Genomic DNA, 13950 nt, shown 5'->3' on the forward strand with positions numbered 1-13950 from the left:
GCCCCCCCATGGGCGCACCGGTCCTCCTCGTCCACGACGACATCGCCACCATCGCCGCAGTGCGGCGTCTGCTCACCCGTGAGGGGCACGAGGTCATCCTCGCGACCTCCGCCGCGGATGCGCTCATCGCCTACGGGCATCACCTGCCGGCGCTCATCGTGCTGGCTCCTGGCGTGGAGAGCGGCCGGGGTCGGCTGGTGCTGGAGGAGCTGCTCCAGCATCCGGACGGCAAGGTGGCCCGGGTGCTGTTGTTGGGCGAGCCCATCGCGGGGTTCAGCGCGCCGGTGGCGCCGCTGCCGTTGGATGGGACGAGCTTCGTGGAGCTGGTGGACTCGCTCATCCGCGCGCCGTCGGCGGCGGACGCGTGGCATGTGCTGGAGAACCGGAGCCTGCCGGGAATGCCCGAGGCGAAGGGGGCGGAGGACGCGGAGACGTGGCACGCCACGGCGCCCGGGTCCGCGGTGGGTGGGGACCCGACGCTGGCGAACGCGCTGTTCGGCGACCTGGCGCCGCTGCACCAGACGGACTGGGAGCTGGCGGCGATGACGCGCGAGGAGCGCAGCGAGCACGAGGAGCAGGCTCGGCGCGCGCCGCTCGACGTGCAGTCGACGCTGGAGAAGGTTCAGCAGGAGGAGGAGGCCGCGGTGCTGGCCTCGGCGCAGACCGCGTTGGCGGGAGGCGGCGAGGACTGGGGCGCGGCGGTGGCGGGGGAGGGCGCGTTCGACGAGAGCGCGCTGCCCGCGGACGAGGTGTTCCGGGGCGAGGGCGAGTCCGCGTTTCCGGGCGATGGCGCCGCGGGGCCCCAGGCGGATGCACCGTCGTGGGAGGGCGAGGCTCCGGCGACGGAGAACGCTGAATGGACCGAGCAGGAAACGGCCCCCGCTGCGAATCCGGAAGCAGCCCACGGTCCGCAGACCTGGTTCGACGACGCGGCGGAACAGGGCACGCCTTCGGGCGCGGACGCCTACGGTGGCGATGGAATGACGGAGGGGACTCCGGAGCACGGCACCACACCCGGCCTGGACTCCGTGAGCACGAACGACGGCACGGATTGGACAGGTGTCGCTCCCGAGCAGGGAGATGCGTCGGATGACTACGGCGCCGATGCATGGGGAACACCGCCAGGCGTGGCTCGTGTCGGAAGAGACACCCGCGTGTACGGCGACGCGCCGTGGACGGGAGCCGTCACCGACGAGCGCGGCGACCTCCTGGGCGAGGGCGCTGACGACGCGTCCATCGGCGACGAGTGGACGAGCGAGCCCACGGAACAGGGGGCGTTCGAGGCCACGTCGCCCCAGTCCGCGGAGGCCCGCTTCACGGCGGCCACGACGTCACCCGCTGACGCGCAACTGTCCGACGGCGCGGATGCGCCTCCCGCGGAGGGAACCGACACGGGGTACGCAATGGCTCCGGGCCCCGACGCGATGGTGGAGGGAGCGGGAGACGACACGTTCTCGGCTGGCTTCGAGCCTCCCGCGTCAGACGCCGGGAGCACGAGTGGCGCCTCAGGCGGTCCAGCGACCGTGCTGTATGGCGTGAGTGGTTCCGACACGGGGGCCGTCTCCGCGGAGTGGTCCGCCGCGTCCTCGGCGGGGGACGAAGCCCCGTTGCCGGTGGGCAAGCTCGCCTGGACGGAGGAGCCCGTCTCCGCCGCCACTCGGCCCGAGACCCAGTCGCCGCAGCTCGGTGAAGAAGGCTTCTTCGACGTCGACGCTCCCGCGCCACAAGGCGATGCGCTCTCGGCGGCCGAGGCGGAGCTGGCCGCGATGCGTGATGCCGAGCAACGCGTACCCGAGCCGGTCGACGCGTCTGCCTGGACCGAGCTTCCGCCCGACCCCGAGGTCGAGAACGCCGCGAAGGGCTTCACGACGTCGGATGAACCGACCCTGCCCGCGCACATCGACGCGAGCGCGGATGCACCTTCAACCGAGTCCTCCGCCGAAGCGACAGGCGAAGAAGAAGAGGCCTTGCCTGCCTCGCCCTGGGACGTGTTGGAGGCCGAGCTCCAAGCCAAGGTCCGAGCCGAGGACGAAGACCCCGCGAGCACGCCTCCCGAGTCCGCCAACAACCGCCAGGTGGGCGAGGACTGGTTCGACTCCGAGTCCGACGAGAAGCAGTCGCCTCCGGACGTCACGGCCTCGAGCGGCAGCGACCTCGAGGCGCCCGCCCTCGACACTCGAGAGGGCACGACGGAAGCAGCGCATCCGGAGCCCTCCGGTGATGCACCGGAGTCGGCCGAGTCCACGACTCCACCCGCTGCCCTCGGAGAGTCGGAGCCAGGGGACGACGACGATTGGACCAGCGCCAGGGCGGACGCCTCGGCATCCGGCGTGGCGGTGAGCTGGGGGACGGCGGGAGCCAACGCCGACACCTCGATGGCGGACGTCGCCGCGGGCTGGGCTGACACGGTCGAGCCCTCCGACCCCACCGCGTCGGGAGCGGATGCGGACGCGCGAGCCGTCGCGTCTCCCGAAGAGCCCGAGGCCTCCTCCGGTTGGTTCGACGCGGAGCCCGAGCTGCCTGCTTCGACGCTGCCCTCCGCGAGCGAAGGGTGGTTCGACGCCGACACGGAGTCTCCGGATGAGACCGCGAGGACCGCCTCTCCCGACGAGCCCGGGCCGAATGAGCCCTCCGTCGGAACCGCGCCGGAGCAGACCGCGGACGCGGTGTCGGCGAGCACCGTGGACGACCCGACCCTGCGCGCGCGCTGGGAGGAGTTCGAGCGCCAGTTGGAGGAAGCGCACGAGCGGGTCCACGCGCTGAAGGCCGCGTTGGATGAGGAGCGCGCGCTTCGCCAGGAGACCGAGCGACAGGCCCAGGAGGCCCGCGAGCTGAGCGAGTCCCTGCGCACCATCCTGGACCGCGAAGCCGCGCTGCGCGTGGACGCGGAGACCGCGCGAGACCGACAGACGGAGCAGCTCCAATCGCTCCAGACGCGGCTCGAGGTCCTCGATGAGGAGCGCTCTGGCGACGCGACGTTGCTGGCGGAGGTGGACCAGCAGTTCCAGGAAGCCCGAGCGAGAGAAGACGAGAACGCGGCGGCGCTCGCGCGGGAGGCGCGTGCGCGGCGGGAGATCGAGGCCGAGCTGGAGCTGCTTCGCCAGCGTGAGTCCGAGCAGGGTGTGCGCAGTGGCTCGGAGGCGGAGACCCTGCGCACGGAGCTCGCGAAGCTCCAGGCGCGACTGGTGGAGGCGGAGGCGCTCGCGGAATCAGAGGCGCGCGCGCGGGCCTCCGTGGACGAGGCCGCGAAGGCGACGCTCGGACGCATCGAGTCGCGAGAGCAGGACTTCATCGAGCTGCGCGCGTTGTTGGAGACCTCGACGTCGGAGGCGCGCGAGCAGGCGAAGCAGTCGGCCGAGTCCCTGGCGCGCGCGGAGGCGGAGGTCCGCGAGGCGCTCATCGCCCGGGATGATGCGCAGGAGCGCGCCGACCGTGAGTCGCTCGCCCGGGCGGAGGCGCAGGCCCGGCTCGTGGAGCTGGAGGCGAAGCTCGCGGAGTCTGAAACGCGAGAGGCCGCGTCGGCGCAGGCGATGAAGGAGGTCGAGCTCCGCCTCGAGGACGAGGCCGCGGGCCGTGTCGACGCGGAGGCGCGAGCCGAGGCGGAGGTCCGTGCGAGACAGGCGCTCGAGGCACGAGTGAAGTCCGCGGAAGTGGCGCTCGTCGAAGCGGAGGCGAGGGCGGGCGCGGAGGCCCTGGCCCGAGCAGAGGCCGAGGCCCGGGCGGAGGTCGCGGATGCGGCCCGGCTCGAATCGGACTCTCGAGCGAGGGCGGAGTCGAGGGCTCGCGCGGAAGCGGAAGCCCAGGCGGAGCTGGAGTCGCGAGCGAGGAGCGAAGCCGAGGCGCGAGCGGAAGCGGAAGCCAAGGCGCGCCAGGAGGCGGAGGCGCGCGCCAGGGCCGAGGTCCAGGCGCTCACGCAACTGGAGACCCAAGCCTCGTCTGAGGCACGAGAGCGCTTCGCGCAGGAGGCCCAGTCGCGCGAAGAGGCGGAAGCCCGGGCCGAAGCCCAGGAGCAGGCTCGCGCCGAAGCCGAAGCGAAGGTCGAGGCCGAGACGAAGCTTCGTGAAGAGGCCGAAGCCCGAGCGGAAGCGGAAGCCAAGGCGCGCGAGGAGGCCGAGGCGCGAGCGGAACTCGAGGAGAAGCAGCGAGAGGAAGCCACCGCACGCGCCGAGGCTGAAGCCAAGCGCCGCGAAGAGGCGGAAGCGAGAGCCGAATCCGAAGCGAAGCGCCGCGAAGAGGCGGAAGCGAGAGCCGAATCCGAAGCGAAGCAGCGCAAGGACCTCGAAGCCCGAGCCAAGGCCGAGGAGAAACAGCGCAAGGAGCTCGAAGCCCGAGCCAAGGCCGAGGAGAAACAGCGCAAGGACCTCGAAGCGCGCGCCAAGGCCGAGGAGAAGCAGCGCAAGGAACTCGAGGCCCGAGCCAAGGCCGAGGAGAAGCAGCGCAAGGACCTCGAAGCGCGCGCCAATGCCGAGGAGAAGCAGCGCAAGGACCTCGAAGCCCGCGCCAAGGCCGAGGAATCACGGCGCAAGGAACTCGAGGCTCGCGCCAAGGCCGAGGAGAATCAGCGCAAGGAGGCCGAGGCCCGCGCGGAGATTGAGGAGTCGCAGCGCAAGGAACTCGAGGCTCGCGCCAAGGCCGAGGAGAAGCAGCGCAAGGAAGCCGAGGCCCGTGCGGAGATTGAGGAGTCGCAGCGCAAGGACGCGGAGGCGCGAGCCGAGTCCGAAGCGAAGCAGCGCCAGGAAGCCGAAGCGAGGGCGGAGGCCGAGGCAAGACAGCGCGCGGAACTCGAGGCCCGAATCGAAGCCGAGGTGAAGCGGCGCGAGGACGCCGAAGCCGAGGCCGCGTTCGAGGTGGAGCTGCGCGAGGAGGCCGAGGCCCGAATCGAAGCCGAGGCGAAGCGGCGCGAGGAAACCGAATCCGAGACGAAGCAGGCCCAGGCGCTCGCCGAGTCGGAGGCCCGTCAGCGCGCCGATGCCGAGGCCCGAGCGGACACGGACGCGAAGCAGCGAGTCGTCGCGGAGACGCGAGCGGAAGCAGAAGCCCGTCAGCGAGCGGAGGCGGACGCGCGAGCCGCCGCCGAGGCCGAGGTCCGCGCGGACGCCGAGGCCCGCGCCCGAAAGGCGGAGCAGGCCCTGGTCGACGCGGAGGCTCGAGCCAAGACGGAGGGCCGTCACCGCACCGCCCTGGAAGTGCGCCTGGAGGCGGAAGCCCGTCAGCGCGCCGCCGTGGAGACGCGCATCGAGGAACAGGCCCAGGCGTTGAGCGCCGCCGAGGCCCGCGCCACCCAGCTTCAGGGACAGCTCGAGCAGACGGATGCGGAGCTCGCGCGCCTGCGCACGGAGCACGAGGAGGCCCGCGCGGCCCTGGAGGCGCTGCGCGAGGAGAAGGCCCGCCTGGAGAAGGACTCCGCGGAGGAGCGTGTCCGCGCCGAGCAGGAGCGACTGGAGCTCGAGGAGCGGGGGCGTCGCGAGGCCGAGGAGGCCGCCGCGCAGGCCCGAGCGGCGCTGCTCCCCCTGGAGGCACCTCCAGGACGTCCGGAGCTCGCGGTCTCGCGCAGCGGCAGCGTCACACAGGAAGGTCTCGCCCGACTGGTGCTCCGGCTCTGCGAGGCGCGCATGGAGGTGCGCCTGGAGCTGAAGGTGATGAACGCGCTGCGCGTGCTGTGGCTGCGAGACGGCCTGCTCGTGGGCGCCGTCTCATCGGCTCCCGGTGAGTCGCTCATCGACCGCGCCCGTGCGGATGGCCTCATCGACGCGCGGCAGGAAGGCGAGCTGCGGCTGGTGCGCAGCGCCACCACCGGCGCGCTGCTCGACGCGCTCCGGGGACGCGGCTATCTGCGCGAGTCCGAGTCCGTGCCCCTGGTCCAGCGCTACACGGAGCAGGTCTTCCTCGACGCCCTCTCCGAGCCCTCCACGCTGTACCGACTGGTCCAGGAGCCGGTGCCACACGAGGTGGCGCTCGCCGCCGCCACCCGGCCGCCCCTGTTCCTCCTGGCCGAGTCCCTGCGCAACACGCTGACCGCCGAGTCCCTGCTCGAGGCCGCCGGCAGCCTGCGCGCCCGCGTCACCCGTGGCGACCTGCACCTCGCGCCCGACGACTTCGGCCTGCCCGCCAGGGACCTGCAGCTGCTCTCCCAGGTGGACGGCGAGCACACGCTGGAGGCGCTGCTGCTCGGGGCGGGGCTGCCCCAGGACTCGGCGCTGAAGGCCCTCTCGGTGGCGAGGACGCTGGGCCTCATCACCCTCCAGCCCGCGAGCACCGAGGACTCCGACGAGCTGCCTCCCGAGCTGGACGTTCGCCGGCTGGAGTCGAAGTTCGAGGAGATTCAAGACGCGGACTACTTCACCGTGCTGGGGCTGGCGCGCACGGCGGGCGGCGAGGAGGTCAAGCGGGCCTACGAGCTGCTCACCGCCGAGTTCCACCCCCTGCGCTTCGCGGGTCATCCGGACCCGGCCCTCCAGCACCGCGCGCAGCAGATTCGCAGCGTGTTGTCCGAGGCGGCCCAGGCCCTGGGGGATGACCGACTGCGCGCCGAGTATGCACGGAGCCTGCTTGACTGACGTGGGGTGGACGTCCTGCGCGAAGGGAGGGCGGGCGGCGGCCGGGGCGGGGTTGCCCGTCCGCGCGGGGGGCGTTAAGACGGCCCGCATGGTTCGTGAAATCCTCATCTGGCCCGACCCCATCCTGAAGCAGAAGGCCAAGCCGGTGACGAAGGTGGACGACTCCGTCCGCGCGCTGGTGAAGGACATGTTCGAGACGATGTACGCCGCCGATGGCGTGGGGCTCGCCGCGCCGCAGGTGGGCGTGCTCCAGCGCGTCATCGTCCTGGACACCACGCCCCGCCAGCCCGAGTCCAAGCCCCTGGCGATGATCAACCCCGAAATCATCACCCTGGAGGGCGAGACGACCTACACCGAGGGTTGCCTCTCCATCCCTGGTGAGTCGGAGGACGTGGACCGCGCCGCCGTCGTCACGGTGAAGTACCTGGACGTGGACGGCAACGAGCAGACGCTGCGCTGTGACGAACTGCTCGCCATCGCCGTGCAGCACGAGACGGACCACCTGAACGGCACGGTGTTCGTGGACCACGTCTCCACGCTGAAGCGCGAGTTCATCCGCAAGCGGATGAAGCGCCTCAAGGCTTCGCGCGAGAACGAGCTGGGCGCTTCGCGGTAGCCGTCTTCTTCACGCGAGCCGGGGACTTCTCCGGCCCCGCCTCACGCGCATCGACGCCCTTCTTCGGGCACAGCTCCGCCACGACGCAGCGGGCGCACTCGGGCGAGCGGGCGAAGCACGTGCGTCGTCCGTGCCACACCAGGAGCTGGTGACCCATCATCCAGCGCTCCGGGGGCAGGACGGCCTGCATGTCGGCCTCCACCTTGTCGGGGTCCTCCTGGAGGGTGAAGCCGAGCCGGTACGCGAGCCGCTTGACGTGCGTGTCCACGGGGAAGGCGTTGTCGCCGCCCAGATGGATGCACACCACGCCCGCCGTCTTGCGGCCCACGCCGGGGAGCTCCGCCAGCGTGTCACGCTCGAGTGGCACCTTGCCGCCGTGTTTCTCGGCGAGGATTTTCGCCGCCGCGACGATGTTCTTCGCCTTGGCGCGGTACAGGCCGCAGGTGCGGATGAACGGCTCCACGTCGGTCGGTTTGGCCTGGGCGTACGCCTGGGTGTCGGGGAAGTGTTGGAAGAGGGCGGGCGTCACCATGTTGACGCGCTTGTCGGTGCATTGGGCGGACAGCATCACCGCCACGAGCAACTGCAGGGGGGATTGGTAGTCCAGTTCGATGCGCGCGTCGGGCATGGAGGCTTCCAGTCGCTCCATGACCTTCACCGCGCGCTCGCGCTTCGCCGCCGCTGTCTCACGTCCGGGCACGCGGCCGTTGTATGTCACCCTTGCCGGGTCCCCAAGCACCGGCTGTGTCCACTCTCGGGAGAACCATGAAGCCCATCGACTTTCGCTCCGACACCGTCACGAAGCCCACCGCGGCGATGCGGCGAGCCATCGCCGAGGCGGAGGTCGGCGACGACGTCTATGGCGAGGACCCCACGGTGCTGCGCCTGGAGGCGAAGGTGGCCGAGCGGCTCGGGCTGGAGGCGGCGCTGTTCGTGCCCTCCGGCACGCAGGCCAACCAGCTGGCCATCGGCGCGCACTGCCGGCAGGGGGACGAGGTGCTGACCGAGGCGGGCAGTCACATCCTGCACTACGAGGGCGGCGCGGTTCCGGCGCTGTGGGGCGTACAGCCGCAGCCTTTGCCGGGCGAGTGGGGTGTGTTGTCGCCGGAGGTGGTGGCGGCGGCGGTGCGCGAGGAGAACATCCACAATCCGCGCACGCGGTTGTTGTCGCTGGAGAACACGCACAACCGGGGCGGTGGCGCGGTGTGGTCCGTGGAGCGCTTCGCCCAGGTGGTGAAGGTGGCGCGTGACGCGGGGCTGGCGGTGCACCTGGATGGCGCGCGGTTGTTCAATGCGGAGGTGGCGGCGGGAGTCCCCGCGTCGTCGTGGGCGAAGCTGACGGACACGACGGCGGTGTGCTTCTCGAAGGGGTTGGGAGCGCCGGTGGGCTCGGCGTTGGTGGGACGTGCGGACCTCATCCGCGAGGCGCGCCGGCTTCGCAAGCGGTTGGGCGGAGGCATGCGTCAGGCGGGCATCCTCGCGGCCGCGGCGCTGTACGCGTTGGAGCATCACGTGGAGCGGCTCGCGGAGGACCACGCGAACGCGCGTCGCCTCGCGGCGGGGCTCGCGGAGGTGCCGGGCGTGAAGGTGGACGTGAAGCGGGTGGAGACGAACATGGTCTTCGCCGAGTTCGCGCGTCCGGCCCGGGAGGTGGTGCCGCTGCTGAGCACCCAAGGTGTGTTGACGAACCCCGCGGGCGGCCCCCACACGGTGCGCCTGGTGACGCACCTGGATGTGTCCGCCGCGGACATCGACGAGGCCGTGGCGCGTGTGCGTCGCGCGCTGAAGTAGCGCGCGTGCCGCGCCCGGCGGCTTGAGCTGGACCGTGGAGGGCCGCACCTTGCGAAGGTGTCCGCCACGGGCCTCGAGACAAGGCCACGGCGTGCGTACGTCGCACGCTGCCGTCGCGCGTGAGTGCCCGGCAGCGCGAGCTGTGCCGTGGGGTGACACCGCGGAGCACGTCCGCCACCGGCATCGACAAGGCGATTGCCTGCGTCCACCGCGTGCTCAGGTCAGGCCCCTCTCGTTTCACTTCGATGCGATGGGTTGCCGTCATCGTGGACACGGCATCCGCGCTTGCTGTGCCGGCAGTCGCCGCCGGGCAGCCTGGGCGTTCAATCCGTGAGCATGTCGCGCGGTGGCCGCGGGACGCAGCGCCGCAGGGCAGGGCCCGCGGCGACTCTGGTGTGCCCTGGGCGCAACGCGGATGCGGGCTCGGCGCCAACGGATGGAGCCCCTCGGCCGAGCTCCCTTGCCTGCTGCACCGGGGGGCGGGGTGGGCATGCCTCGCGGCAGGGGCGTGGTACGCTCGCCGGGCCGTGCGTCGACTGCCCCTCCTCGCCTTCGTCGGTCTCTGTGCCTGCTCCTCGACCCGGTCGGAGCAGAAGATGAGCTTTGACGAGGTCTACGACACCTCGGAGTACGTCGACACCGAGCCCGCCCCGGTCGCTCCCCGCGAGCCCCAGCCCGCCCCCGCGCGGACGCTCTCGCGCATGGCCTCGCCGGAGCCCTCCGAGGCGCTGCAGGGCGCCCTCTCCACCTTCGCGGAGCGGGCCCGCGCCCATCGCCGCAAGGTGGCCCGGGGCGGCCCGATGCCGCTGGCACAGGTGCAGGGCTGGGAGGTGATGAACGGCGTCCTCGACGCCTTCCTGGAGCGCGCCCTGGAGCGCACGGACGCCCGCGACGTGGCGAAGGCCCGAAGCGTCCTGGAGACCGAGCTGGAGCAGGACGGCAGGACGTACGGCGACATGCCGGGTGCGCTCGCCGAGGCGGTGGTGCTGAGGGTGGGACGGCTCGCGGTCCGCATGGCGGAGCTGCGCCGGCTCGAGCACCCGGAGAACGCGGACGGCCTGCCCCGGCTGGCCTGGCCCGTGGACCCGGTCACCATCACCAGCGTCTTCGGTCAGCGCTGGCACCCCATCCGGGGCGAGCAGCGCCGTCACCTCGGCGTGGACCTGGCGGCGAAGCAGGGGCAGATCATCTACACCGCCGCGAAGGGCGTGGTGCTGCGAGCGGGCTGGAACGGCGACCATGGCCTCCAGGTGGAGGTCCAGCACGAGGGCCGCTGGCTCACGCGCTACAGCCACCTGTCCCGCGTGCTGGTGGAGCCCGGCGAGATACTGGACCCGGGCCACGCGGTGGGGCTCGCGGGCGAGACGGGGCTGGCCACGGGCGTGCACCTGCACTTCGAGCTGTGGAAGGACAGCGAGGTGGTGGACCCGCTGGACGCGCTCGAGGACGCCGGTGACGAGCGCCCTCGCGCGCCGCCCGTGGCCCGCGGCGCGACGGGCTCTTGAGGCCCGCAACGCATCAGGGGCGCCACCCACGAAGGCAGCGCCCCTGAGGAGGAGCCCGGCCCAGCGCGAGTCCCGGGGACTCCGCGGGCTGGACCGGGGTGGCGTCAGCTCACAGCGAGTTCTTGAGCTCCTTGGCCGGGCGGAAGCCGATGGTCTTCGACGCCTTGAGCTTCATCATCTCGTTCGTCTGGGGGTTGCGGATCTTGCGCGCCTTGCGGGAGCGCACGGACCACGTGCCGAAGCCGGGGTAGCTGAAGCGCGCATCCTTCTTCACGGCCTTGCCGATGTTCGTGAAGACGATGTCGAGGATCTGCGCCGCCGACTTCTTGGTGAGACGTGTCTGCGCCGCCACCACCTCGACGAGCTCTGCCTTGGTCATTACGCCCCTCCGTCCTGCGTTGTCTGGCCTTGAATGCGCGAAAGCCAACCGGTGGTAACAAATCGTTCTTTTCCCTGTCAATGCTGACCGCGTTCCGAGGCCGGAAAATCGGCCTCCGGACGAAAAGTTGGCTCGGTGAAACACCGGGCGTAGACAGAGTGGGGAATCCACGTCGGAGCCACCGACACACCGCGCGGAAATCACACGCCAAAAGCACTCTGGCTGATCGTGATTGGAAGAAAGTCTTTGAGATTCCGATCGTTTGGCGTGTGTGGCTGATCGCGCCCGGGCGGGGCGGGGCCGGAATGGGGTAGGCTGCTGCCTCTCGTGCGTTTCCGAACGTTTCCGACCGTCGTGATCCTGGCGCTGGGCGCCTGCCGGAGTCCGGGCCCCTCGGCCCAGGCGCCCGCGGTCGTCTCCAGGCCGGAGTCCGGGCGGACGGAGCTCTGGGTGGACGGTACGACCCCGGGGCCAGGGGACGGCACGCGCGAGAGACCGTGGTCGTCCCTGGCCGAGGCCCTGGGGCGGCCAGGGGTGGTGACGGTGCACCTGGCGGCGGGGGAGTACCGGGGGAGCTTCACCTTGCCCGAGGGTGTCCGGCTGGAGGGCGAGGGGCCCGCCACGGTGCTGGTGGCGGAGGGCCCGGAGGCCGTGGTGCTGCGAGCCGAGGGAGCCGAGCAGAAGGTCCTGCCCCCGGTCCTCGACGCGCCGAGCCCGGAATCACGAAGCGCCGCGGACGCGGCTCACCCCCTCGTTGCCGAGCAGGGCGTGACGCTCCTTCGCAACCTGTCCATCCGAGGGGGGGCCTGGGGGGTGGAGGTGACGCGTGGCCGGCAGGTGCGCGCGGAGAAGGTGTCCTTCACCGGGCAGCGTCGAGGCGGCGTCCAGGTCCGCGCCGGCCGATTCGACGCCGAGTCCTCGCGCTTCGAGGCGAGCATTCCGGAGACCGTGGGCGTGGTTCTGGAGGCCCCGCCGGAGGCCGCGGTGGCGCCCGTGTCACCGAGGACCACGCGCCTCCGGGACATCCATTTCACGGGCCCCTTCCGCCGGGCCGTGCGCGTTCGCGGCGCGCAGGCCTCCGCCTTGTTGGAGGAGGTGGTCGTCTCGGGCGCGGTGTCGGCCCTGGGGATGGATGGCGGCCACGCCGAGGTACGGCGCTCGTCGGCCCAGGCGGGAACAGGCGCGGCGTTCTCGGTGGTGGAGGGCACGCTGGTGCTGCGGGAGGTAAGTGTGGCGGGCCACGAGCTCGCGCTCTCCGTGGTGCAGTCACCTCGGCTCGAGGTCCGCGGCTTCCAGTCCGTGGGCGCCGGGCGCGCGGGGCTCGCCGTGGTCGCCTCGCGAAACGTGGTGTTGCAGGACGTGGTGGTGCGGGGCAGCGGCAGCCACGGCGCGCTCCAGCTCACGGGCTCGCAGGTGGAGGTGCGGCGGCTGCGTGTGGAGGCCGCGGAGGAGTATGGGGTGCTCGCGGTGGGAGGTCGCCTGCGGCTGCGAGATGCCATCGTGTCGCGCGTGCACTCGTCGGACGGCATCACGGGTGACGCCCTGCACCTGCGCCAGGTCGTCGCGGACGTGGAGGGCGTGGTGGTGCGGGGCGCCTCGGGCGCCTGCGTGCTGGCGACGCAGAACGCACGGGTGGCGCTGCGTGACGCGGACCTCGAACGCTGTGGTCAGGCCGCGTTGCTCGCGGACACGCTCGCGACGCTCGATGCCCGGAGCGTGGAGGTGCGCGACAGCGCGCGGACGGCCCTGTCGGCCATGGGCGACGGTGTCCTCCGCGTGGACGTCCTCCGCTCGAGAAAGAGCGGCCAGGGCCTGGTCGGGGCCGAGTGCACCGGGGCCACGCGAATCCATCTGGGGCGCGTGGACAGCGAGGACTCGCGTGGCACCGAGCTGCCTTGCGTGAAGCGAACGGTCGAGCCCGCACCGGGGCCGCGCTGAGCCGCGGGCACGCGGCGGCTCAGGCGGGCGGCGGGGGCGCGGCGGAGGCGCCGAGCGGCGTGGCATGCTTCTCGAGCCACTCACGGATGACGGGATAGACCTCCGTGGGAGCGCCCTTGCCGAACACGAGGTCTCCGTGGCCGTAGTCCATCGCGTCGCCGCGGTCCTTGCCGAAGACGTGGAGGGTGCGGTCCGGCGCGGTGACGAGGGCGAACTGGCTCTCCACGTTCTCCGCGGTGGCGAGCCGGTCCGCGCTTCCGCCCATGACGAGGATGGGCAGCTGGAGCCCGGCGATGCCCGCGCGCCAGTCGCGGGTGCGGTCGAACGAGCGGAACGCATCGTGCTCGATCCAGTCCTGGAACTGGAGCAGCACCTTGCGGCTCATCGACGACATCATGTTCGCGTACACCTGCCGCTGGATGCGCGGAGGGATGTGCAGCGGATTCACCACCAGGTCGGACAGGGGCAGCGTCACGTAGCCCAGGAACGGCGCCAGGCTCGCGCTCATCCACTCCTGTCGGAAGCGGGCCGGCCACGCGGCGCGCACGCCGAGCGAGATGAGCGTGCGCAGGAACGGCTCGGACTTGAAGTGCACGGGCGCGCCGAGCGTGAGCAGCCCCGCGAGCTTTTTGCCCTCCGGCCCCTGGGCCAGCCCATAACCGACGAGCCCGCCCAGCGAGTGCCCCAGCCAGAACGCCCGCTTCGCGCCCGTCTCATTCAGCGCCAGCTCCAGCAGCGCGGGCCCGTCCTGCAGGATGTGGTCGTCGATGGTGAAGTCGGTGTACCGCCGCCCTCGCGGTGGCAGGCGTGAGTGCCCGGTGCCCCGCCACTCCACGCTGAAGCAGTCGAAGCCCGCTTCGGCCAGGTAGTGGGCCACGGAGTAGGGGGGCTCGAAGTCGAACGTGAACCGGTTGGCCGCCAGCCCATGGCACAGGAGCACCGGCTCCTCGAAGCGCCTCACCGGCGCGCGCCGGACATGGACCGCCACCTCCCACCCGTCCGCGCACCGTGCCTTGAAGGCCTGGGGAAGGGGCGTGCGTAGACGGTACCACCGCCGGACCAGCGCCACCCAGAGGACATTCCCCAGCACCACGACGAGGCCAGCGACCAGCACCCACACGACCCAGCGCCCGTCTCCCATCGCGCCTGCTCTCCTTGCCGACC

8 protein-coding genes are annotated in these 13950 nt (G+C 71.8%); 5 read left to right on the forward strand and 3 right to left on the reverse strand.

Annotated features, from left to right (window positions below):
- The first annotated feature begins 8 nt into the window (after positions 1 to 8).
- Both K8625_RS32280 and def read left to right on the forward strand, forming a co-directional pair.
- The gene (locus tag K8625_RS32280) at positions 9 to 6557 is read left to right on the forward strand and encodes a response regulator receiver protein (protein ID WP_223784872.1); all 6549 of its coding nucleotides are present in this window, start codon (positions 9 to 11) and stop codon (positions 6555 to 6557) included.
- An 88-nt stretch (positions 6558 to 6645) separates the two neighbouring features.
- Positions 6646 to 7173, forward strand: a complete 528-nt coding sequence (gene def, locus K8625_RS32285; protein ID WP_223746446.1) for a peptide deformylase — start codon at positions 6646 to 6648, stop codon at positions 7171 to 7173.
- Here the strand turns inward: def and nth are convergent.
- A complete protein-coding gene (nth, locus tag K8625_RS32290) occupies positions 7133 to 7891 on the reverse strand; it encodes an endonuclease III (RefSeq protein ID WP_223784873.1) in 759 nt (252 codons plus the stop codon). The two genes, def and nth, sit on opposite strands and share 41 nt — an antisense overlap.
- Positions 7892 to 7938: 47 nt before the next feature.
- On the opposite strand from nth, the gene ltaE reads away from it, so the two are divergent.
- A complete protein-coding gene (gene ltaE, locus K8625_RS32295; RefSeq protein WP_223784874.1) occupies positions 7939 to 8964 on the forward strand; it encodes a low-specificity L-threonine aldolase in 1026 nt (341 codons plus the stop codon).
- Between the two features lie 596 nt (positions 8965 to 9560).
- Positions 9561 to 10469: a M23 family metallopeptidase gene (locus K8625_RS32300; RefSeq protein ID WP_223784875.1), complete on the forward strand. Its 909-nt coding sequence runs from the start codon at positions 9561 to 9563 to the stop codon at positions 10467 to 10469.
- Positions 10470 to 10578: 109 nt separating this feature from the next.
- Here the strand turns inward: K8625_RS32300 and K8625_RS32305 are convergent, their stop codons facing one another.
- Positions 10579 to 10848 (reverse strand): HU family DNA-binding protein, encoded by a 270-nt coding sequence (locus K8625_RS32305; protein ID WP_002635502.1) that lies wholly within the window; start codon positions 10846 to 10848, stop codon positions 10579 to 10581.
- 450 nt (positions 10849 to 11298) lie between these two features.
- On the opposite strand from K8625_RS32305, the gene K8625_RS32310 reads away from it, so the two are divergent.
- Positions 11299 to 12786 carry a hypothetical protein gene (locus tag K8625_RS32310; protein WP_223784876.1) on the forward strand — a complete coding sequence of 496 codons (1488 nt, stop codon included), beginning with the start codon at positions 11299 to 11301 and terminating at the stop codon, positions 12784 to 12786.
- 19 nt (positions 12787 to 12805) lie between these two features.
- On the opposite strand, the gene K8625_RS32315 is transcribed toward K8625_RS32310, so the two are convergent.
- Complete coding sequence (locus K8625_RS32315) at positions 12806 to 13927, reverse strand: alpha/beta fold hydrolase (RefSeq protein WP_223784877.1); 1122 nt, start codon at positions 13925 to 13927, stop codon at positions 12806 to 12808.
- Between the last annotated feature and the right edge of the window lie 23 nt (positions 13928 to 13950).

Origin of the sequence: Myxococcus sp. AS-1-15 (assembly GCF_020037055.1) — a bacterium.
GTDB lineage: Bacteria > Myxococcota > Myxococcia > Myxococcales > Myxococcaceae > Myxococcus > Myxococcus fulvus.